Source organism: Vibrio sp. 1562, from assembly GCF_033340155.1.
GTDB lineage: Bacteria > Pseudomonadota > Gammaproteobacteria > Enterobacterales > Vibrionaceae > Vibrio > Vibrio alginolyticus.
The window spans coordinates 76,479-99,940 of the sequence record NZ_JAWOVY010000005.1 but is presented as its reverse complement, the minus strand read 5'-3'; the positions used below and the strand labels follow the sequence as shown (position 1 = coordinate 99,940).

Annotated in this window: 14 protein-coding genes; 4 read left to right on the top strand and 10 right to left on the bottom strand. The window is 46.3% G+C overall.

Annotation, left to right across the window (positions count from 1 at the left end; translation table 11 throughout):
- Nucleotides 1-111 precede the first annotated feature (111 nt).
- From R7Z49_RS07080 to gltB (R7Z49_RS07040), 9 genes are all read right to left on the bottom strand, one after another.
- Nucleotides 112-732, bottom strand: coding sequence for a TRIC cation channel family protein (locus R7Z49_RS07080; RefSeq protein WP_318111493.1), 621 nt, complete (start codon nt 730-732; stop codon nt 112-114).
- 69 nt (nt 733-801) lie between these two features.
- On the bottom strand, nt 802-1,623 hold the full coding sequence (gene btuF, locus R7Z49_RS07075; protein ID WP_017633625.1) for a vitamin B12 ABC transporter substrate-binding protein BtuF: 822 nt from the start codon (nt 1,621-1,623) through the stop codon (nt 802-804).
- Entirely contained in the window at nt 1,623-2,576 is a 954-nt protein-coding gene (locus tag R7Z49_RS07070) for a cobalamin biosynthesis family protein (RefSeq protein ID WP_054578510.1), read from the bottom strand. The genes btuF and R7Z49_RS07070 overlap by 1 nt, the downstream gene beginning before the upstream one ends.
- Nucleotides 2,577-2,587: 11 nt before the next feature.
- Nucleotides 2,588-3,283, bottom strand: a complete 696-nt coding sequence (mtnN, locus tag R7Z49_RS07065) for a 5'-methylthioadenosine/S-adenosylhomocysteine nucleosidase (RefSeq protein WP_186584464.1) — start codon at nt 3,281-3,283, stop codon at nt 2,588-2,590.
- Between the two features lie 63 nt (nt 3,284-3,346).
- Complete coding sequence (locus R7Z49_RS07060) at nt 3,347-3,775, bottom strand: DUF1499 domain-containing protein (RefSeq protein WP_132936759.1); 429 nt, start codon at nt 3,773-3,775, stop codon at nt 3,347-3,349.
- A 91-nt stretch (nt 3,776-3,866) separates the two neighbouring features.
- Nucleotides 3,867-5,279, bottom strand: coding sequence for an FAD-dependent oxidoreductase (locus R7Z49_RS07055; RefSeq protein WP_318111489.1), 1,413 nt, complete (start codon nt 5,277-5,279; stop codon nt 3,867-3,869).
- Between the two features lie 20 nt (nt 5,280-5,299).
- On the bottom strand, nt 5,300-9,763 hold the full coding sequence (gltB, locus tag R7Z49_RS07050) for a glutamate synthase large subunit (RefSeq protein WP_186584463.1): 4,464 nt from the start codon (nt 9,761-9,763) through the stop codon (nt 5,300-5,302).
- A gap of 447 nt (nt 9,764-10,210) precedes the next feature.
- A complete protein-coding gene (locus R7Z49_RS07045) occupies nt 10,211-11,680 on the bottom strand; it encodes a glutamate synthase subunit beta (RefSeq protein WP_132936761.1) in 1,470 nt (489 codons plus the stop codon).
- Nucleotides 11,680-16,230 (bottom strand): glutamate synthase large subunit, encoded by a 4,551-nt coding sequence (gltB, locus tag R7Z49_RS07040; RefSeq protein WP_132936762.1) that lies wholly within the window; start codon nt 16,228-16,230, stop codon nt 11,680-11,682. The genes R7Z49_RS07045 and gltB (R7Z49_RS07040) overlap by 1 nt, the downstream gene beginning before the upstream one ends.
- 551 nt (nt 16,231-16,781) lie before the next feature.
- Between gltB (R7Z49_RS07040) and R7Z49_RS07035 the strand changes: the two genes are divergently transcribed.
- From R7Z49_RS07035 to R7Z49_RS07020, 4 genes are all read left to right on the top strand, one after another.
- Entirely contained in the window at nt 16,782-17,741 is a 960-nt protein-coding gene (locus R7Z49_RS07035) for a TIGR01212 family radical SAM protein (RefSeq protein WP_132936763.1), read from the top strand.
- 35 nt (nt 17,742-17,776) lie between these two features.
- Nucleotides 17,777-19,522 carry a GGDEF domain-containing protein gene (locus tag R7Z49_RS07030; RefSeq protein ID WP_132936764.1) on the top strand — a complete coding sequence of 582 codons (1,746 nt, stop codon included), beginning with the start codon at nt 17,777-17,779 and terminating at the stop codon, nt 19,520-19,522.
- A gap of 237 nt (nt 19,523-19,759) precedes the next feature.
- On the top strand, nt 19,760-22,114 hold the full coding sequence (gene arcB / locus R7Z49_RS07025; protein WP_005381826.1) for an aerobic respiration two-component sensor histidine kinase ArcB: 2,355 nt from the start codon (nt 19,760-19,762) through the stop codon (nt 22,112-22,114).
- 1 nt (nt 22,115) lies between these two features.
- Nucleotides 22,116-22,565, top strand: coding sequence for a hypothetical protein (locus R7Z49_RS07020; RefSeq protein WP_054574283.1), 450 nt, complete (start codon nt 22,116-22,118; stop codon nt 22,563-22,565).
- An 85-nt stretch (nt 22,566-22,650) separates the two neighbouring features.
- On the opposite strand, the gene arcA is transcribed toward R7Z49_RS07020, so the two are convergent.
- Nucleotides 22,651-23,367: a two-component system response regulator ArcA gene (gene arcA / locus R7Z49_RS07015; RefSeq protein WP_005381824.1), complete on the bottom strand. Its 717-nt coding sequence runs from the start codon at nt 23,365-23,367 to the stop codon at nt 22,651-22,653.
- Nucleotides 23,368-23,462: the final 95 nt, after the last annotated feature.

Genomic DNA, 23,462 nt, shown 5'->3' with positions numbered 1-23,462 from the left:
AGGAATGGTTGAGATAATTTAGCGAATTGCCCAAGAATTGGCGAATCAAATGAGCATAAATGAGAGGAGCCGACACTTGGTCGACTCCATGATGAGTGATGTTGTTGGTGTTTAACGGTTAATGGCGAAAGTTGGCAGGGATAGATGCCAACGAATCGCACCGAGACGTATAATGAGCGTTGAGATTACACCAGCGAGTAAAGCCGTTGAGTGGTCATAACCCATGTTTACCGCCATCGTATGGAAGATGCCGCCAATAATACATGCCGTAGCATAGACTTCACTTCTTAATACCATAGGAACTTCGCGAGCCAGCACGTCTCGTATAATGCCACCGCCACAGCCAGTAATAACCCCCATTATCACCGCGACCATCCCAGAAGCATTGTAGGCGAGTGCCTTTTCTACTCCTATTCCTACAAATACAGCGAGACCGATGGCATCACAAACGGGTAATACCCACCATGAGAGTCGCTTGGGTCTTCGAATAATAAGCATGGTTAGTAGACACGTAACAAATATCACCCATAAGTAAGTCGTATCTGTTATCCAAAATACGGGAGTGGCACCAAGCGCCATGTCTCGGATTGTTCCGCCACCTATAGCAGTCACACTGCCGAGCACGATAACGCCGAATGGATCCATTTTTAAACGGCCCGCCAGTAATACGCCAGAGATAGCGAAAACAGCGGTACCGAACAAATCGATCATATAAAGCAGCATGGAGTCCATGTTACTTAGTACCTTTAAATAGTGTGAGAAAAAATGGGCGGAAATTGTACGGTATTTGCCACGAAATCGTTAGCGTTTTTGACGAACGCTTTTAAAGTGCTCACACACTTCCTTGATCGCGTTCAATGTGCGTGGTGTGGGACGGTTAATCCAATCAGAGTTTAGGGACCAGATGTGTTTGTTTTTAAGAGCAAGAAGCTCATTACTCCACTCAGCCCACATACCATCGTTACTCATTGCGTGACGAGAAGTAAAAATAACCTCTGGCTGGCGAGTAATGACTTGCTCGATGCTAACTTGAGGATAAGGCGCGCTAGATGCGGCGAAAATGTTCTCACCACCGCAAAAAGTAAAGACTTCACTTGGCCAGTTCTTTCCGGCGACAGTGATGATAGGCTTTTCACTCAACTGATAAAAGTAACTAACTTTCTCGTTCGTGTTGTACTGTTCTTTTAGTGTACTCAGCTGCGTTCTAAAATCTTCAGCGGCCTTTTTTCCTACTTGTGGAGTTTCGCTGTATTGGCTGAGTTGCTCGATATTATTGGCGATATCTTCTAATGAACCTGTAGTGGAGTAATAGATAGGAATACCGAACTGTTTAATTTTCTCCAACTCTTTAGCGGGGTTTCCGGCTGGCCAAGCAATCACTAAGTCCGGCTGAAGAGCAATAATGCGCTCTAATTTAATTCCTTGATAATTTGAGACTCTTTCTAGCTGCTTTGCCTGTTCTGGATAATCGCTCATTTCGCTGACAGCAACAAGCTGCTCTCCTAGCCCTGCTGCAAAGGCAATTTCGGTGGCATGTGGAGCTAAACTTATAATGCGTTGAGCGGGTTGAGCGAAGGTCGCTGTCGAAACAAATAGCGTTAATGCGAAGCATAATTTATTCATCATAATCCTTGATAAATTATTCCTAAAAGCAAACTTTGGATTGCGACCCAAGCCAGGACGCGCCAAACGAGCAGCGTATGTATTTGTGAAAGGTGAATAGCCGATGGCGCAATGCGCCCACCGATTTTTGCGCGCTCTGCACGCACACCTTGATAGATAGCAGGGCCGCATAAAGACAGTTGTAGTTTGTGTCCGATAGTACATAACACCCAACTAGGTCCTGGTAAGGGCCAAGACTTCGCTTGCTGTTGTATTCCAGAGAGCACATTACTTGTATTCTTTCCGGCAGCTAAAAGTATGGCAAAGAGACGAAGTGGAATAATATCCAGAGTAGCAACCAATTGAATCACAGGTTTACCAAAGGGCAAATATTGGCGTCGGCTAGGGGACCACACTCGCGCTAATTCTGTTGTGAGTCGATACATTAACGCACCAATACCACCTGTTAGTGCGTACCAAAATAGCACACCGATCACGTTGCGGCTGTATGCCATAATCAGGGTTTCTGAGCCAGCTTTACCTATGCCAACGATCGAGAGGCTACCAGTATCGCGATTAAGATATGGTCTCAGTAATGCTCGACACTGAGCTTTGTCTTCCGAAGAGATACTTGTGACGAGCTGTTTCGTTAACGTTTCGCTGTTGCGCCAGTCTAGCGCAAGGATCAATAGAACCAGTTCATATAAACGGATTTGCCAAACAAATGGCTTTACTGCAATCAGTAATATCAAGCAAGGAAACAGCATCAAGCCTAGTGCAAGACTGCCTGAGATTACACTCTGTGAGTAATTGTGATTATTGTTCACTTTGTTAGCTAGCTGCTCTGCTAGCTTTCGCCATAAAGTGATGGGGTGCGCTGAATGGGGGATTGGCACTAAAAGGTGCAAGATCAGTGCACCCCACATAATGAGGAGCGCACCGTTGGCATAAAATGACTGAAAAACTTCTTCCATGAATGAGTCGTTTACTTAATGAGTTCCAGCATTTTGAATACCATTTCGGAAGAGCTTTTTGCTGCTAGAGGCAGGAACTCATCAAAGCTCATTGGTGATTCTTTATCAGCGACATCAGAGATTGCACGCACAACAACAAACGGAGTGTTGAATTGATGACAAGTTTGAGCGATAGCAGATGCTTCCATTTCTACAGCGATAACTGACGGGAAGTGTTTACGAATAAACTCTTGACGCTCAGCAGTACAAACAAACGCATCGCCAGTACAAATTAGGCCGCGAACCGCATGAGTGTTTTCCATTTGTGCTAGGGCTTTTTCGGCTAAGTCCATTAGCTTGTCATCCGCTTTGAATGCAGCTGGTTGACCGGCCATTTGGCCAATCTCATAACCAAAAGCGGTTACGTCTGCATCGTGATGACGAACTTCTGTAGAGATAACTACATCGCCAAGGTTTAAGCTTGAATCGAAACCGCCAGCAGAGCCTGTGTTAATCACAACGTCTGGTTGGTATTCATCAAGAAGGATTGTCGTGCCCACTGCCGCTGCAACTTTACCGATGCCCGATTGTAGTACGACGACTTCAACATCGTTAATTTGACCAGAGAAAAACGTACAACCTGCTTTATTTACAGTTTTGTAGTTTGTAATTGCTTGCTTCAGGATGGTCACTTCTTGTTCCATCGCACCGATGATACCAACTTTCATAACACTCTCTTTAGGTAAATATTTTAGTTGGCCGAGAGTATAGCACTCCCCGTTGGCAGTTTTCTATTTGATGAGCTTAGCTTGAGTGAGCTTTTCTCGTAATTGATCGGCGCGCTTTCTGTTTACGCCAAAGTCAGAGTAGCCCACACGAGACTCCGAGCGCACAATCAGTTGGTCTCCTGCTATTTTTAGTTCGAGGTCATCCACGAAGCGCATGATTTTAGATGTGCACTCGATACGAAGGTAGTTGCTTTCTTTCACCGCGGTTTTCGCGCCTGGCAGTTCAAGCGCAACTTGCTCAATAGCGTCGATGTTCGCTGAATCAACTAAGATAAATGTCGTTAGGTTGTATTTTTCTCGCGTGTCTTGGGTGGAGACGCAGTTTGGTTTGTCACCACAAGGTGATTGAGAACGATCCATCATGGTTGTGACTCCTTGGCTACAAGCGGTTAAGCCGAGCAAAGTAATGGAAAGGAGAGCGGCTTTTTTCATTGTATTTACTCTTATAATTTTGTTTCTAATTATATGGATATAAAAGAAAAAGGATCCAATAACAGGACCCTTTTTGTGAGGTTAGCTGAGATTAAACTTCGAGGTAATCGAGGATGCCTTCTGCCGCTTTTCGTCCTTCATCAATTGCGGTTACGACAAGATCAGAACCTCGTACCGCATCGCCACCCGCGAAGATCTTTTCATTGCTGGTCTGGAATTGGAACTCTTGCTTCGCTGGGGCTTTGATACGACCCCATTGATCCAAATCGACATCAAACGGTGCTAACCAGTCCATTTTGTGCGGCTGGAAACCAAACGCCATGATAACAACGTCTGCTGGTAGAACGTGCTCGCTGCCTTCAACGGGCTCTGGACGTCGGCGACCCGCTTCATCAGGTTCACCAAGTGCGGTTTTCACCACTTTGACCCCCGAGACTTTGCCTGACGCATCCACTTCAACTCCCAAAGGCTGAAGGTTGAACATGAACTTCACGCCTTCTTCCTTTGCGTTTTTTACCTCGCGACGAGAGCCCGGCATGTTGGCCTCATCACGACGATAAGCACAAACCACGTTGGAGGCACCTTGGCGAATTGAGGTACGAACGCAGTCCATTGCGGTATCACCACCACCCAGTACGACGACTTTCTTTCCTGCCATATCGATAAAGGGCTGGTTACTCTCAAGATCCATGACTTTGTAGGTGTTCGAAACTAAAAATGGCAGCGCGTCATACACACCCGGCGCATCTTCATTATCTAGACCTGCACGCATGTATTTATAGGTGCCAACGCCCAAGAAAACAGCATCGTATTCATCAAGCAGCTCTTGCATTTGGACATCTTTGCCTACTTCCATGTTCATGCGGAACTCGACGCCCATTTCAGTGAACACACGGCGGCGGTTTTCCATCACGCCTTTTTCAAGCTTGAAGGAAGGAATACCGAAGGTCAGAAGGCCTCCAATTTCAGGGTAGCGGTCAAACACGACTGGCTTAACGCCATTGCGCACTAGGATATCCGCGGCAGCCAAGCCAGCTGGGCCAGCTCCAATGATTGCAACCTTTTTATCGGTCCACTCCACCTTGGACATATCTGGCTTCCAGCCCATTTCAAACGCTTTGTCGGTAATGTACTTTTCTATATTACCGATGGTGACGGAGCCAAAGTCATCATTAAGCGTGCATGAACCTTCACATAGGCGGTCTTGAGGACAAACGCGCCCACATACTTCCGGTAGGCTATTGGTTTGATGCGATAGTTCAACCGCTTCAAGAATACGGCCTTCATTGGCAAGTTTTAACCATTGAGGGATGTAGTTGTGGACTGGGCATTTCCATTCACAATATGGGTTGCCACAATCTAAGCAGCGATCCGCTTGTGCAGTCGCCTGTTGTTTAGTGAACGGTTCATAGATTTCAACGAACTCGATCTTACGAACTTTGATAGGCTTTTTCGCAGGATCTACACGCTGCACATCGATAAATTGATAAACGTTCTGGCTCATGATTCAAACATCCTCCATGATTACTGTGCTTGAACACGCAGCTCTGCGGCACTGCGGCTCTGGTGACCAAGTAGCGTGCGAAGATCTGCCGCTTGTGGTTTCACCAAATAGAACTTTGGAATCCATTCATCAAAGTTCGCCAAAATATTTTCTGCATGACTCGACCCTGTTTCTTCAAGGTGTTCCGCAATTAGGCCACGCAAATGTTCTTGGTGGATGTAAAGATCGGACAATGAGATGGCTTCGACAGACTCAGTATTAACTCGACCTTCAAAGCTTTGGTTCTCATCCAGAACATAGGCAAAGCCTCCAGTCATACCCGCGCCAAAGTTCACACCTGTCGCACCAAGAATGGCAACAATACCGCCAGTCATGTACTCACAAGCGTTATCGCCAGCACCTTCAATGACGGCTAACGTACCTGAGTTTCGTACGCCGAAACGCTCACCTGCTTTACCGGCTGCAAATAGTTTACCGCCGGTCGCGCCGTACAGGCAGGTGTTACCAATGATAGTTGCTTCATTGCATTTAAATGCGGTGCCAAGGTGAGGTTTGATAACCACTTTACCACCCGCCATGCCTTTGCCCACGTAGTCGTTCGCATCGCCCGTGAGGTAAAGCTCTACACCACCTGCGTTCCAAACACCAAAGGACTGACCTGCGGTGCCGTCAAGATAGATTTTGATAGGGGAAGCCGCCAATCCTTGGTTGCCATAGCGTTTTGCTATTTCGCCAGATAAGCGTGCACCAACAGAACGATCAGTGTTGATGACATTGTAGAAGAAACTTGCCGATTGACCGTTTTCGACCGCATGCATGGCATCATCAATGATCTTTTGGTTGAGCTCAGCTTTATCAAACGGTTTGTTTGGCTCTGTCCAAAATAGCGGATGACCCTCAGGTGATACTGGAGCTTCTAGAATATTGGATAGATCCAGCTTGGTCTGTTTCGCTGTAAATCCCTCTACCGCCTCAAGTAAATCGGTACGACCAATCAAGTCCGTCAGCTTTTCAACGCCAAGTTCGGCGAGTAATCCGCGCACTTCGTCTGCCAAGCCGATGAAGTAATTCATCACCATTTCTGGTAGACCTTTGAAGTATTCTTTACGCAGTGTCTCGTCTTGAGTCGCAACCCCAGTTGCACAGTTGTTGAGGTGACAAATTCGTAGGAACTTACAACCCATAGCGACCATTGGCGCAGTACCAAAACCGAAGCTTTCTGCACCTAAAATTGCGGCTTTAACTACGTCTAAACCAGTCTTTAGACCACCGTCTACCTGTAAGCGGATCTTATGACGCAGACCATTAGCAACCAGAGCTTGTTGTGTCTCTGCCAACCCCAACTCCCAAGGGCTACCAGCGTATTTTACCGAAGTTAATGGGCTTGCTGCGGTACCACCGTCGTAACCCGAAATGGTAATAAGATCAGCGTAAGCCTTGGCTACGCCCGTTGCGATGGTGCCGACACCTGGCTCGGAGACGAGTTTTACCGAAACCAGCGCATTTGGGTTGACTTGTTTAAGGTCGAAGATCAGCTGGGCCAAATCTTCAATCGAATAGATATCGTGGTGCGGAGGAGGGGAGATCAGAGTCACGCCTTGTACCGAATAACGCAGTTTTGCGATTTCTGCGGTGACTTTGTGTCCTGGTAGCTGTCCACCTTCACCCGGTTTCGCACCTTGTGCCACCTTGATTTGCAGTACATCCGCATTAGTCAGGTAATGAGGCGTTACACCAAATCGGCCAGAAGCAATCTGTTTGATACGTGAGTTACGCTCAGTACCGAAGCGGCGAGGATCTTCACCGCCTTCACCCGAGTTAGAGTAACCACCAAGACGGTTCATCGCCGTTGCAAGTGCTTCATGCGCTTCTGGGCTAAGTGCGCCAATGGACATTGCCGCAGAGTCAAAGCGTTTGAACAGTTCAGTGCGTGGTTCTATTTGCTCAAGTGGCAGCGGTGAGTCTGATTTTTTCAGCGACATTAAGTCACGCAGCATGGCAACAGGGCGTTGATTTACCTGCTTAGCAAAGCTCTGATAGTCGTTACTTTCGCCAGATTTAACGGCCTGTTGCAGCGTGCCGACAACATCCGGGTTGTACGCATGATACTCACCTCCATGGACGTACTTTAACAAGCCGCCATGATCAATCGATTTGCGTTTCGCCCATGCTTTACGAGATAAGTTTGTAAGATCTTGCTGGAAGTCGTCAAAATTCGCGCCTTCAATTCGAGTTGTGACGCCTTTAAAACACAGATCGACCACATCTTGGCTCAAGCCAACTGCTTCAAACAGTTGTGAGCAGCGGTAAGAGGCGATGGTTGAGATCCCCATTTTCGACATGATCTTGTACAGGCCTTTGTTGATGCCGTATTGGTAGTTTTGCATCACATCGCGGTAGTCTTTCTCTAGTGCTTTATCATCAATCAGTTTACCTAACGCTTCATAAGCAAGGTATGGGTAAACCGCAGTAGCACCAAAGCCAAGCAAGACAGCAAATTGGTGTGGGTCACGAGCTGTTGCGGTCTCAACAACAATGTTGGCATCACAACGTAAGTTGGCATCGATCAAGCGAGTTTGAACCGCACCGACCGCCATTGCTGCAGGAATTGGCAGCTTGCCTTTGACTAAAGCGCGATCTGAAAGCACGACTAGAACCGTGCCTTCACGCACCACTTGTTCTGCTTGCTCACACAGATCATCAATGGCTTGTTTGAGATCTTTCTGTTGTGGATCGTAGTTGATATCGAGAATGGTATTACGGTAATGATCGTCACTCAGCTCTAGTAGTTGCTGCATGTCTGAATAGAGCAGTACTGGAGAATCAAAGGTTACACGATGCGCGTGGCCATCGGTTTCACAGAAGACGTTCATCTCCTGGCCGATGCTGGTCGCCAGCGACATGACGTGTTTCTCACGCAGCGGATCGATTGGTGGGTTGGTGACCTGAGCAAACTTCTGACGGAAGTAGTCAGTCACCAAGCGCTCTTTCGAAGAAAGAACCGCCATCGGGGTGTCATCACCCATCGAACCGACGGCTTCTTGCCCCATATCACCGAGGACACGCAATACTTGATCGACTTCTTCATTGCTCATGGCAAACTGCTTTTGATAAGTCTTAAGCAAGTCTTCATCAAAGCTACGCTCACCTACTTGATCTTCAGGCAGCTGAGAGAACGGCGTTAGTTTGCGAACGTTGCTCTCCATCCATTCGCGATAAGGGTGACGAGATTTCAGATCATTATCGATCTCGCTAGATTGCCAAAGCTTACCTTTACGAGTGTCGATGACGAGCAATTCCCCCGGACCTACACGACCTTTTTTGGCAACTTCATCTGGGGCGTAATTCCAAATCCCTACCTCAGATGCCAGAGTGATCAGCTTGTCTTTGGTAATTACATAACGCGCAGGACGTAGACCGTTTCGGTCTAGGTTACAAGCAGCATAACGACCATCGGACAGTACGATACCTGCTGGGCCATCCCATGGTTCCATGTGTTTGGAGTTGAAATCGTAAAACGCACGCAAATCCGGATCCATATCCGGGTGGTTTTGCCATGCTGGCGGTACGAGCATACGCATGGCACGGAAGATATCCATGCCGCCAGCTAAGAAGAGATCTAGCATATTATCTAAGCTAGACGAGTCTGAGCCTGTCTCGTTCACAAACGGTGCTGCAGTTTGTAGGTCAGGCAGCAGTGGTGACGAGAACTTATAAGCACGAGCGCGTGCCCATTGTCGGTTACCTTCAATGGTATTGATCTCACCATTATGAGCAAGGTAGCGGAACGGTTGAGCTAATGGCCAACGCGGTTGAGTGTTGGTAGAAAAACGCTGGTGGAACAGACAGATAGCAGATTCCATACGTAGATCGGCAAGATCAAGATAAAAGCGCGGTAAGTCTGCAGGCATGCATAGGCCTTTGTACACCAAAACTTGAGTCGACAAGCTACAGATGTAGAAATCCGGATCTTCGGTGATTTGTTTCTCGATGCGACGGCGTGCGATGTAGAGACGACGTTCAATGTCACGCTCGCGCCAACCTGCCGGTGCAGAGATAAAGACTTGCTGAATATTTGGAAGCGAGTTGGCCGCAATTGGACCGAGTACTTCTGAATTAGTTGGTACTTCACGCCAACCAGCCACAGTTAGCGTCTCTTGCGCCAGTTCTTTGTTGACGATGTCTTTAGCGAGTTGAGCTTTGACTGGATCTTGGTTGAAGAAAATCATCCCTACGGCGTATTGCTTGCCAAGGTTGAAATCATTTTCTTCGGCAATAAGACGTAAATAGGAATCGGGCTTTTGTAATAGAAGACCACAACCATCACCAGTTTTACCATCGGCGGCGATACCACCACGGTGAGTCATGCGGTCAAGTGCAGAAATTGCTGTACGTACCAGCTTGTGGCTTTGTTCGCCTTCCATATGCGCGATCAAGCCAAATCCACAGTTGTCTTTCTCAAGACTTGGATCATAAAGAGCCATTGCAATTCTCCCTTTGCTTATCCGTCATCCCGACAGATATATCAACACTGCTTACGTTGATATTGATGACTAACTATGCGTCATCTTTATAGCTTTATGTATAATTATTCAGTAAAAGTTGTGAAATATTTAACATTTTTTGAGTGTTTTATTTTCATCAACTTCACAAGCTATAGCTTATTGTAAAAAAGGTCAAGTTATTAGTGGATCATAACGTGAATATGCGATTTACCATTTAATAAGCTAAAATAGTTTAATAATTTCAAATAGATAGTAAATTGATTGTTACAAAAAAGTAACATTTGATTCTGTGGGAGATAAAAAAGACCAGCATAAAATGCTGGTCAAAATAGAAAGATTGGAAGGAATTGTTTTCTTTCTTCACCGATAGCCATCGATATTGCTGATGGCTATTAGCAATTGAAAGAGAGAAGCATGGCTGCTTCGTTAAGCAGAAAGCATCAGTGAATCTGCTTTTGCTTCTAGGTTTGTGCCACCCATTAAGTAATCATCGATAGCACGGGCACATTCGCGGCCTTCATTGATACAACGAACCACCAAAGATTGGCCTGTTCGCATATCACCAGCAGCAAATACACCTTCTTGGTTAGTAGCAAAACCTTGAGTTGCTACGTTACCACGATCATCTAGCGCGATATCCAGTTGAGCAAGTACGCCCGTTGGTTCAGGGTGCAGGAAGCCCATCGCTAGGAATGCCATATCACACGGAATCACTCGCTCGCTGCCTTCAACTTCTTTGAAGCCTGGACGCTCGCCTGGTTTCGCATCTTGCCAAACGATATCAGCCAAACGAAGACCAGTAACTTCACCTTTGTCATTGCCGATGAACTCTTTGGTGAGGATGTTCCAGTGACGATCGACACCTTCCTCATGAGATGTCGAAGTACGCAGGATCATTGGATATTGAGGCCAAGGCATATTAGCAGGACGCTTTTCTGGTGGAATCGGCATGATTTCCACTTGAGTTACACTTGCTGCGCCGTGACGGTTTGATGTTCCCACACAGTCTGAACCCGTATCACCACCACCGATAACCACAACATGTTTACCCGCAGCGTGAATTTCTTCCGTTTTCAGGTCCATGTTATTGGCGCGACGGTTGTTTTGACCTAGGAACTCCATCGCGAAGTGAACGCCTTTTAGTTCACGACCCGGAACGGGCAAATCACGTGGAACCGTTGAGCCACCGGTTAGTAGAACCACATCGAACTCTTGACGCAATTGCTGAGCATTTACATCAACACCGACGTGTTGGTTTACTTTAAACTCAATGCCAGCTTCTGCCATTAGATTGATCTTGCGATCAATGACTTCCATGCTCAGTTTAAAGTCTGGGATACCAAAACGTAGCAGACCGCCCACTTTCTCGTCTCGCTCGAATACCGTCACAGTATGACCTGCGCTGTTTAGCTGCTCAGCAGCTGCAAGGCCAGCAGGACCTGAACCAATGATCGCAACGGTTTTGCCAGTGCGAGAGCGTGGTGTTTTTGGTTTGGCGTACCCTTCACGATACGCCGTTTCTACGATAGTTTTTTCGATATTACAGATAGTGATTGGGTCTTGGTTGATACCAAGAACACAAGCACTTTCACATGGAGCAGGGCAAACACGACCAGTAAACTCTGGGAAGTTGTTCGTCGAGCTTAGGATGTTCCAAGCTTCTTCCCAGCTATCACGATAAACCGCGTCGTTAAATTCTGGGATGATGTTACCGATAGGGCAGCCGTTATGACAAAACGGCACGCCACAATCCATACAACGAGAAGCTTGAGTATTGATCTTGTCACCAAACTCCTCGTTCAGAACGAACTCTTTGTTGTTCTTGATGCGTTCAGCTGGGTCAATCTTCTGTGGTAGTTCACGACCATGCTCTAAAAATCCAGTAGGCTTACCCATTATACGGCCTCCACTTGAGTTTCGTTTCCTTGAGACAGTGCTTCAGCTTTGCGTTTTTGAAGAACCGCTTTGTAATCACGCGGCATTACCTTAGCCATAGAGGCTAGGCTAGCTTCAAAATTGTCTAGGAAAGACTGCGCGACTTCACTTCCTGTGAATTGAACATGCTTAGTTAGCATGTCGAGTAATAGATCTCTGTCTTCTTTCTCGATTGGATCTAAGTCTACTAACTCTGGGTTCAGTTTTGACTCAAAGTCACCTGATTTATCCCATACGTAAGCCACGCCACCACTCATACCTGCGGCAAAGTTACGACCTGTTGACCCAAGGATGATGGCTGCACCGCCAGTCATGTATTCACAACCGTGGTCACCGACGCCTTCTACTACTACTTTCGCGCCTGAGTTACGAACACAGAAACGTTCACCAGCCATACCACGAATGAAAGACTCACCCGAAGTTGCACCGTAGAAGCACACGTTACCAACCACGATGTTGTCTTCCGCGACAATGCTTGATTTCGCATCTGGATAAAGTACTAAAGTACCGCCGGATAAGCCTTTACCCCAGTAGTCGTTCGCGTCGCCTTCCACTTCGAACTTCACGCCCTTAGCTAGGAATGCGCCGAATGACTGACCTGCAGAACCTTTGAACTTCACGTTCATTGGCTGAGGTAGACCTGCATCTTTGTACACTTTCGAGATTTCGTTCGACAACATGGTACCTGCAGAGCGGTCCGTGTTGACGATAGGGAACTCGGCATTCACCGCTTCGCCTTTCTCTAGTGCAGGAATCGCTGCTTGAATCAGCTTACGGTCTAGCACTTCTTTTAGGTTGTGGTTCTGTTGAGCTTGGTTGAATACACCATCAGCTTCACGTGGTTGCTCAACGTGGAGAACAGGAGACAGATCTAGGTTCTTGTATTTCCAGTGAGAAATCTCTTGGCGGATCTTCAGTTTCTGACCTTGACCGACCATTTCATCGATAGTGCGGAAGCCAAGCTCAGCCATGATTTCACGTAGACCTTGTGCCATGTATTGGAAGAAGGTAACGACGTCTTCTACGCGGCCATCAAAGCGCTCGCGAAGCGTCTTGTTCTGAGTTGCGATACCAACAGGACAAGTGTTCTTATGACACTTACGCATCATGATACAACCTTCAACCACTAATGCTGCGGTTGCTACGCCCCATTCTTCTGCACCAAGTAGTGTTGCCACTGCAAGGTCGCGAGGTGTCTTCATCTGACCATCTGCTTGAACCACGATACGGTTACGTAGACCGTTCTTCAGTAGCGTTTGGTGCGTTTCTGCCAAGCCAAGTTCCCAAGGAAGACCGGTATGGCGGATTGAAGACATTGGTGATGCACCTGTACCGCCGTCGAAACCTGCGATTAGTACAACGTCCGCTTTCGCTTTCGCTACACCAGAAGCGATCGTACCTACGCCTGCTTCTGATACTAGCTTCACGTTTACACGGCCTGCGCGGTTCGCGTTCTTCAAGTCGTAGATAAGTTGAGCCAAATCTTCGATTGAGTAGATATCGTGGTGTGGTGGTGGCGAGATAAGGCCAACGCCCGGAGTCGAGTGACGCGTTGCACCGATCCAGTCATCTACTTTATCGCCTGGTAGCTGACCACCTTCACCTGGCTTCGCACCTTGAGCCATTTTGATTTGCAGCTCTTCAGCGTTAGTTAGGTAGTAAGAGGTTACGCCGAAACGACCTGAAGCCACCTGCTTGATTGCAGAGCGTTCCCAATCGCCGTTCTCTTTGCGCTCGAAACGCATTGGGTCTTCACCACCTTCACCAGAGTTCGATTTCGCGCCAAGACGGTTCATCGCAACTGCCAGTGTGGAGTGTGCTTCGTAAGAAATAGAACCGAATGACATTGCACCGGTCGCGAAGCGTTTCACGATGCTTTCAATTGGCTCGACTTCGTCGATAGAGATAGAACCGGCTGGGTTCTTAATGAACTCAAGTTGGCTACGCAGGGTTACCGCGTTGTCGCCTTGCTTATCTACAGCAGTCGCGTATTGCTTGAACTGATCGTAGTTCTTGTTGCGCGTAGACTCTTGCAGTAGAGAAATAGTCTCTGGGTTGAATAGGTGCTTTTCACCACGCTGTTTCCATTGGTAAACACCACCAACATCCAGCATTTGAATTGGGATTTCGCGTTGTGGGTAACCGATGCGGTGACGGATCAGCACTTCTTTGGCGATATCATCAAGGGTGAGACCTTGGATACGAGAAACCGTACCAGTGAAGTATTTGTCTACCACGGATTTGTGGATGCCCAAGGCTTCGAAGATTTGTGCGCCATGGTACGACTGTAGCGTCGAGATACCCATCTTCGAGAAGATCTTCAGAAGACCGCCATTAATCGCTTTACGGTAGTTGTTGAACAGATCGCGCGGGTTCGCTTCTGGATCCAACTTCTTCGTACGTTGAAGTTCAATGATGGTTTCAATCACTAGGTAAGGGTTAACCGCATTCGCACCGTAACCAAGTAGCGTTGCAAAGTGGTGCGTTTCACGCGCGTCACCAGTTTCAACCACGATGTCACACTTCGCACGTAGACCTTTACGGATCAAGTGGTGGTGCACTGCGCCAACAGCCAGCATTGCTGGGATCGCCGCGTGGTTTGAATTCACTGCGCGGTCAGTGAGTAGGATGATTGAATAACCATCGATAACCGCGTCTTCTGCGTATTGGCAGATACGTTTTAATGCACGCTCAAGTTTGCCTTGATCTTCACTAGCTTGGAATACGATATCCAACGTTTTCGCTTGTAGGTGCTCGTTATCGATCGCACGCAGTTTTTCAAGCTCAGAGTTGGCTAGAACAGGCGATTCCAATTCTACTTTCTGACAGTGAAGTGGTGTTTCAGTCAGAAGGTTTTGGTCTTTACCCAAGTAAGTGTTCAGCGACATAACCATACGCTCACGGATCGGGTCGATCGGTGGGTTAGTTACCTGTGCGAACAGCTGCTTGAAGTAGTTTGAAAGATGTTGAGACTGATGAGATAGAACCGCAAGAGGCCAGTCGGCACCCATTGCTGATAATGGCTCTTTCGCATCATTCGCCATTGGAACGATGATTTCGTTCACTTCTTCAGTGCTTACGCCAAACGCTTGTTGGCGGTGTAGAAGGTGTTCTGGCTTAGGTTGGCTGAACTGGTTGCTCGCATCTGGCAGCTTCTTCAAGCTCAGTAGGTTTTCTTCTACCCACTTCTCGTAAGGCTGTGCCGTTGCGATGGTGTCTTTCACTTCTTCATCAGAGATGATTCGACCTTGTTCTAGGTCTGCAACGAAGATACGACCCGGTTGTAGACGACCACGGAACTCTACGTTCTCTGGTTCAATATCCACAACACCAGATTCAGATGCCATCACTAGGAAGTTATCTTTGGTCACTGTGTAGCGAGAAGGGCGCAAACCGTTACGGTCTAGTGTCGCACCAACTTGAACACCATCAGTAAAACATACTGAAGCAGGACCATCCCATGGTTCCATGATGTTCGCGTGGTACTGATAGAACGCGCGACGTTTAGGATCCATGTTTTTGTTTTCTTGCCATGCTTCCGGGATCATCATCATCAATGCGTGTGGCAGGCTGCGACCAGAAAGAACTAGGAGCTCAAGTGCCATATCGAAGTTAGATGAATCCGAGCTGCCTTCCTGACAGATTGGAAGAAGCATGTCGATTTCAGCCTGAGTAAACAGGTCTGATTCTAGGATTGCTTCACGGGCTTTCATCCAGTTCAAGTTACCGCGAACTGTATTGATTTCACCGTTGTGGGCAATGTAACGGAAAGGCTGTGCAAGACGCCATTTCGGGAAGGTATTGGTAGAGAAACGAGAGTGTACCAGTGCCAGTGCAGTCACCATGGTCGGGTTTTGTAGATCAAGGAAGTACTGAGGTACTTGCTCGGTAGTTAACTGACCTTTGTACACCAATGTCTTGTAAGACATGGAGTTAATGTAGAAGTCGTCACCAATGTTCGAAACGCTTTCTAGGCAAACACGTACAGTATAGTTACGAAGTACGTACAGTTTGCGCTCTAGCTCTTCAGGTGTGATGCCCGGGCCACCAGAGATAAACACATGCTCAAACTGAGGCTCTGTGCTTAGTGGGTCTGCACCGATCATTGAGTTATCGGTTGGCAATACGCGGTAGCCGATAACTTCAAGATCTAGACGTTGTGCGTTACGTTCTAGAATGTCACGGCATTGCTCGCGTTTGTATTCGTCTTTCGGGAAAAGAACTACACCAACACCATACTTTTCAAACGAAGGCAGTTTAATGCCTAGCTTAACGGCTTCTTCTAATAGGAATTCATGAGGTTTTTGTAGCAAGATACCCGCACCGTCACCGCTGCATGGGTCACAACCTTGACCACCACGGTGTTCCATGCGAGCCAGCATATCCAATGCTTGAGTCACTACTTCATGAGATTTACGGTTTTTAAGGTGAGCAACAAAACCGATACCGCAAGCGTCATGCTCCAGTTCCGGAGTGTACAGACCCTGTGGATTTTGCTCTCTATCTACCATAGATACATCCTTCCAGTTCAATGTCGACGCAAAAGTACCGGGCAGCAAATACTACCTAGACTATTGATTACGTCTTGTCCTTTATATTTATTATCGCCACCGATCTAGGTTGACCGGTCTTGATTCCTTTCCGTATCTCGCAGGAAAAGTTTTGCGAGAAAAACAATCCTTGGTGGTATCCCTTTATTTATTATCACTATCTAGTGATTTATATAGGTAGGAGTGGGATAACACCGACAAATCCCGCAGTGTGCTTTGTAATAAAAGTCACAAAAATAACGGGGTTGTGTAAGTATCCTACAATTTTGTCACTTCAGAATGCAATGAAAAAGTCGGCGTTGTGACCCAATTTTTTCGTTTAATTATGCATTTTTAGTTTAACATTTACGCAACATGAACGATTTTTGTCTTTAATTATGCAAGTTTATTGATTTTGACCCGCATGGTGGGTGTTTGAATTGATTAATATTGTGTGTTTTTTCTTGCAGGGATGTAATTTATTTACACAGATCGTAGTGAGATTGATTACGATTTATTGTTGGTGAGAATTTATGCAGTTACATGAGTTGGTCAATACAATCGGCCAAGATCTTCAGCGTCGATACGGTGAAAAGGTTCATAAGTTAACATTGCACGGTGGATTTAGTTGCCCTAACCGCGATGGCACGATTGGGCGGGGAGGATGTACATTTTGCAATGTGGCTTCGTTTGCAGATGAAGAAGTCCAGATAAAAAGCATTCACGAACAGTTAAAAGATCGCGCAGGTGAAATTCACAGAGCGAAGAAGTATCTCGCTTATTTTCAGGCCTACACCAGTACCTATGCCGAAGTACAAGTTCTCAAAAACATGTATGAAGAAGCACTAAAGGCTGCAGACATGGTTGGTCTTTGTGTGGGGACGCGTCCTGATTGCGTCCCTGATGCGGTATTGGATTTACTGTCGGGCTATGTACAGCAAGGTTATGAAATTTGGCTAGAACTAGGCCTTCAAACCGCCAACAATGACACCCTAAAACGTATCAATCGTGGTCATGACTTTGAGTGTTATGCCGAAATCACTAAGCGTGCGCGAACACTCGGAATCAAGGTTTGTACTCACTTAATTGTGGGTTTACCCAAAGAAAACCGCGCCGAAAATATTGAAACGCTGCAAAAAGTGTTGGCCGTGGGAACGGATGGCATCAAGTTACATGGCTTGCATATTGTCGAAGGTAGCACCATGGCGAAAGCTTGGCGTGCTGGAAAGCTAGAAGCCCCTGAATTAGAAGAATATGTTGCGATCGCCAGTGAAATGATTCGTATGACACCACCAGATGTGATTTATCATCGCGTTTCATCAGCAGCCAGGAGGCCCACGTTATTATCGCCTCTGTGGTGTGAAAACCGTTGGCTAGCGATGACGGAAATTGGTCGAGATCTCAGTGCTCATGGTGCTCAAGGGAGTCTTACGGGGAATACCTTTATCTATACTAAACCGGAATTAATAGCAGATCGCTCAATAAATAACTGATATATTTTAACCAGTGTTCTTTGAAGGTTTAAACGATGGATCAGTTACTCAATTGGCTTTGGGGTGGTCAAGGCGGTTATGGCTATGTCGTCTTGTTGTTAATCGCAGGCGTGTGCGCGTTAGCACTGATCTATTTACACTTTCAGACATCACTTAAGCAACTAGTAACGGATTCTCCCTATCCAGTCATAGTGGTGGACACTAGCCATGCTCAGCTCTTGCTATCTAACCAGGCTGCGATGCAGTTATTAGGCATTCGCTCTTTGGGAACGGGGTATTTGTATCCTGCTTTATTCGATATTCATGAGCTTGAGCAGTTTCTCGATCGCTTCTCTAGTCGTCATTTTCGTCAGCAGGCTTTTGACTGGCGACTATCTGATAGTGAATCTATTAAAGTGGAGCTGTCAGGCAGAAAGAGTTTATTGCGCAATCATCGAGTTTGGATTCTTTATGCTCAGCCATATCAAGCCACTCACCAAGAGCAGCAACAAGAACTTGCGCAATTAATCATCGCACGTTCGGCATTAGACTCACTTTCAGAGCTGATTTGTACCCAAGACCGCCAAGGCAATCTATTAACGACCAATCGAGCATTTGATCAATTCTGGCAAGGGCGAAGGGAAGAAGTTTGCGCATCCAAGGCCTTGGGTGAGACGACTAGAAAAAGCGAACGTAAATGGACAACGGATCCACAAGGTCGAAGTTGCTTATTGGAAGTCAATCAAAACTCTCTTGTTTCGCCGAGTGGTGAGCTTATCGGTACGCTGTCTATTAGTCATGACGTGACTGAATGGCACAAGATGCAACAGAATCTGCGAGATGAAATGGAGCGTCGCAAAGATACAGAGGTGGCGCTAGCGCAAAGAGATACTATCTTACAAACGATTCTGGATGCCAGTCCGGACTCTATTGGTATTTTCAATGAGAACATGGTCTATCAAGCGTGTAATCAGCCTTTTGTTAAGGCGTTAGGCATTTCAAAAATTTCTGATTTGATAGGTAAGCGCCTCCAAGACGTGATTCCTAAAGAGATGTACGCGCGCTTAGCAGATAGTGACTTAGAAGCATTACGCCAGTTAGAGCCAGTTCGATACATAGATAAAGTCGTGAGTAGTGATGGTAAAAGTACGTGGTTTGATGTGGTGAAATCGCCTTTTAAAGATAAAGCATCAGGAACGAATGGTGTGCTGATCATGGCGCGTGATATTTCTGAGCGTTATCTTGCAGAACAAAAGTTGGAAAAAGCCAACCTAGAGTTAGAAAAATTGAGCTTTATGGATAGCTTAACTCAAGTATCGAACCGACGCCGTTTCGACGAACAGCTGCAGGTATTGTGGTACCACCACGCTCGAGAAAAGCTGCCGCTCACCATCATGTTATGTGACATCGACTTTTTCAAAGATTACAACGACTGTTACGGTCACCAACAAGGTGATGAAGCGTTAGTCAGTGTCGCTACCGTGTTTACACAAGTCATCAATCGTTCTTCGGATTGTGTTGCGCGTTATGGTGGCGAGGAGTTTGGTTTTATATTGCCGAATACCACCACGGAAGGTGCGCGCAACGTAGCGCTGCGTATTCATGAGAAAATTCTACAGCTTGATATGGAACACGACAGTTCAGAAGCATCTGAACGCCTTACCGTCAGTATCGGTCTGGTCTCTTACATTCCTCAGCATGGTGATGAACCTGAAATGGGCATCGCTATGGCTGACAGTGCGTTATACCAAGCTAAAGCTGATGGACGTAATCGCACCTGTATTCACCCCAGTTCTTGCTAACGCTTTGTGACCGCTTGCTCTAAGTTGATAGCTGATTGTTTAAATCACCGTATTAAACACGTTAAACTTACAGAAGCCTGTGCGCTCGTTGGTTTATCTTTCTATCTCGTGTCACAAGCGCAGATCGCACCGTGTGTTTTTCACTAATCAAACAGACCTAAATTGCGTTAGGTCGAGTGCATTTACCTGTTTTTCATCATCGAATGGCGCTATCTAGCCACCACCATGGAGTAGTTAATGAAACCCATGAAAAATCTCGCCCAGTATTATGTCGACTTGCTAGTCAAACTGGGGATTGTTCGCTTCTCTATTTTGCTAGCCCTTGCGCTGGTGGCATTAGCTGTTGTGGTGCAGGTAGGGATTACTTTAGCTCTCAAAGGGCGAGTAGATGATATCGACATTGTCCGTTCGGTGTTTTTTGGTCTATTGATCACCCCTTGGGCGGTTTACTTCCTCTCTGTGGTTGTCGATCAACTAGAAGAGTCTCGCCAGCGTTTAACTAAGCTGGTGTCCAAACTGAAGGACATGCGTTCGCGAGATCAAGAGTTGAATTACCAACTTCAACAAAACATTGAAAAGCTTAACCAAGAAATTGAAGAGCGTATTAAAGCGGAAGAAGCACGTGAAGAGGCGATGCAAGACCTCGAAAACGAGGTGTTCCAACGCGAACGTACTCAATTAGAGTTGGCAGAACGTACCGCATTACTGCGTTCATTTATTGATGCCTCACCAGACTTAATTTACTACCGCAATGCGGATGGTGTTTTCTCTGGCTGTAACCGCGCGATGGAAGAGCTAACGGGCAAGAAAGAGCACCAGTTAGTCGGATTAAGCCCTTGGGATGTGTATAGCAAAGAAATCGCCGAGCATATCGTTGATACTGACCAAAAGGTTTTTGCCGATAATCAAGCGATTACTTACGAGCAATGGCTCGAATACCCAGATGGTCGCAAGCATTACTTTGAGCTGCGTAAAGTGCCATTTTACAGCAAAGATGGCCGTCACCTTGGTCTCGTTGGGTTCGGTCGTGATATCACTGAACGTAAGCGCCATGAAGAGTCGTTAGAGAAAGCAAGCCGCGACAAAACTACCTTCATCTCAACCATCAGTCATGAGCTGCGAACGCCGCTGAATGGCATTGTAGGCTTAAGTCGTATGCTTCTAGATAGTCCGTTGACAGAAGAGCAGCGTAAACACATGCAGACCATCAATGTGAGTGCGATTACTCTAGGTAACATCTTCAACGATATTATCGATATGGATAAATTTGATCGCCGTAAGTTAGAACTATTACCTGCGCCACTTAACTTCGAAGACTTCGTCGCAGAGATTGAGAGTATCTCTGCTCTGATGGCGGAACAAAAAGGGTTACGCTTTGACTTAGAACGTTTAAGCGACTTGCCAAAAGCAATTGAAGTGGATGCAACCCGTCTACGTCAGGTGATTTGGAACTTGGTCAGCAACGCAATGAAGTTCACCAAAGAAGGTGGCGTTGTGATGACAGTGAGCGCGGATGTCGAAGACGATTTTGCGACCATTATTATGGAAGTGGAAGACACTGGTATTGGTATCCCAGACGAAGAGCTAGATAAGATCTTTGCGATGTACTACCAAGTGAAATCAGGCAAGGACAACCTGCATGCGGTCGGTACAGGTATTGGTTTGGCGGTATCTAAGCAACTGATCAATATGATGGATGGTGACATTACGGTTACCAGTGAGGAAGGCTTTGGTAGCACTTTTACTGTATCGATCCACGTTCCGATTGTTGAACTAGCTGAGCCAGTCATTGATGCGAAACGCGACAATGTGCGCCTCAACATATTTATGGTCGAAGACATCGAGCTTAACGTAACTGTGGCTAAATCGTTACTTGAGAGCCTAGGGCACTCTGTCACCGTGGCAATGACGGGCCAAGAAGCGTTAGTGAACTTTGTGCCAGAAAAATACGACTTAGCGTTGTTGGATATCCAACTGCCTGATATGACGGGCTTTGATGTCGCCAATTATTACCGCAAGCATTATAACAATCTTCCTCCATTGGTCGCCTTAACTGCTAATGTAATGAAAGATCGTCGTGAATACTTAGATAACGGCATGGATGATGCGATCAGTAAGCCGCTGGCAGTGAATGCTATTCAGTCAGTGATTGATAAATTCTTCGCTCACCAGTTAGAACAACCTAAGGAAGTGGTGAGCGGTCCCGAAACAGTGGAAGAGCCAGTGCCTTCTCCTGTGATTGAGACACATTTGCTCGATATGGATATGTTAGAGTCTTACGTCGACATTGTTGGTGCAAAACCTGTCTACGACAGCATAAAAATGTTTGAAGATATGATGCCAGACTATATCGATGTCTTAGATTCGAACATGACAGCGAAAGATCAAGATGGGATTGTTTCTGAAGCGCATAAAATCAAAGGTGCTGCAGGTTCAATTGGCCTGAAACGTATCCAAAGTGTGGCGCAAAAAGCGCAATCGCCCGATATGCCTGCATGGTGGGAAAACATTTCAGACTGGGTTGAAGAGATCAAAAATGAATACCAAAACGATATTCAAGTCCTCAAAAGTTGGTTGGAACAAAGGAAATAACATGAAAAGAATCGCACCATTGGCGTTAGTCATGGCATTGATGGCAGGCTGTAGTTCCGTTCCAAATGTGAATTGGCAACAAAACAGTCAGATTACGATTAATGAGGTTAATGTTGAGCTCAAAAGTAATTTATGGGTGAACCTCATGCCGAATATTGGGGACGTGGAAGAGCAAAGTATTCAAGGTGCACTTTACCTCGAAGGAGATCAGTTACTTCCTGCAAATCTAACGGCAGAAGCTCTTATTATTAAACAGGGGCAAAAAGAGTGGTTGGTGGACAGTGCGTCTTTAGATACTCGAACGCACAGTGAAAGCCGATGGGAGGTGGCGTTCTCGTCTCACATTGATGTGAACACAGAAAAATCGGTTGATATCGCAGTGCTTCTAGACGATGCGGGTAAACAGCGTTGGTTAGTCGAAAAGTACGTGAAGATTAACAAGGTTTATTAACCGCAATGATGTTGCATTAGTCGTTAGACCTAAAACAAAAAGGGCTTGCTCAATGAGCAAGCCCTTTGCATATTAGCGGTTAAATCTAGTCTTCTAGATCGCCACAGAAGCGGTAACCTTCGCCGTGGATAGTGGCGATGATTTCTGGCGTACCTGAAACAGACTCAAAGTGCTTACGGATACGACGAATCGTTACGTCTACAGTACGGTCGTGTGGCTTAAGTTCACGACCAGTCATCTTCTTAAGAAGATCTGCACGAGTTTGAATCTTACCCGGGTTCTCACAGAAGTGCAGTAATGCGCGGAACTCAGAGCGAGGTAGCTTGTAGCTATCACCAGCAGGGCTTACTAGAGAGCGGCTGTTGATGTCTAGTACCCAACCGTTGAATTCATACTTTTCTACCGAGCGCTTCTCTTCTTGCACCGCGTTAGAGCTCATTGAGCGACTAAGTAGGTTACGTGCACGAATAGTTAGTTCACGTGGATTGAATGGTTTAGTGATGTAGTCATCTGCACCAATCTCAAGACCTAGGATCTTGTCTACTTCATTGTCACGGCCTGTCAGGAACATTAAAGCAATGTTCGCTTGCTCGCGTAATTCACGCGCTAGTAGAAGGCCATTCTTGCCTGGAAGATTAATGTCCATAATAACCAAGTTGACTGAGTTATCAGACAACACTTGGTGCATCTCTTCACCGTCACTGGCTTCAAAAACAGCGTATCCCTCTGCTTCAAAAATACTCTTAAGAGTGTTACGAGTTACTTGCTCATCTTCAACGATAAGAATCTGCGGGGTTTGCATTGGCGGTACCTAAATTTGTGACAAAATTGTGCTAATAGAATAAATTCTAGGCAAAAATATAACATACAGGTAATGTGATTTTGATAATAAATCAA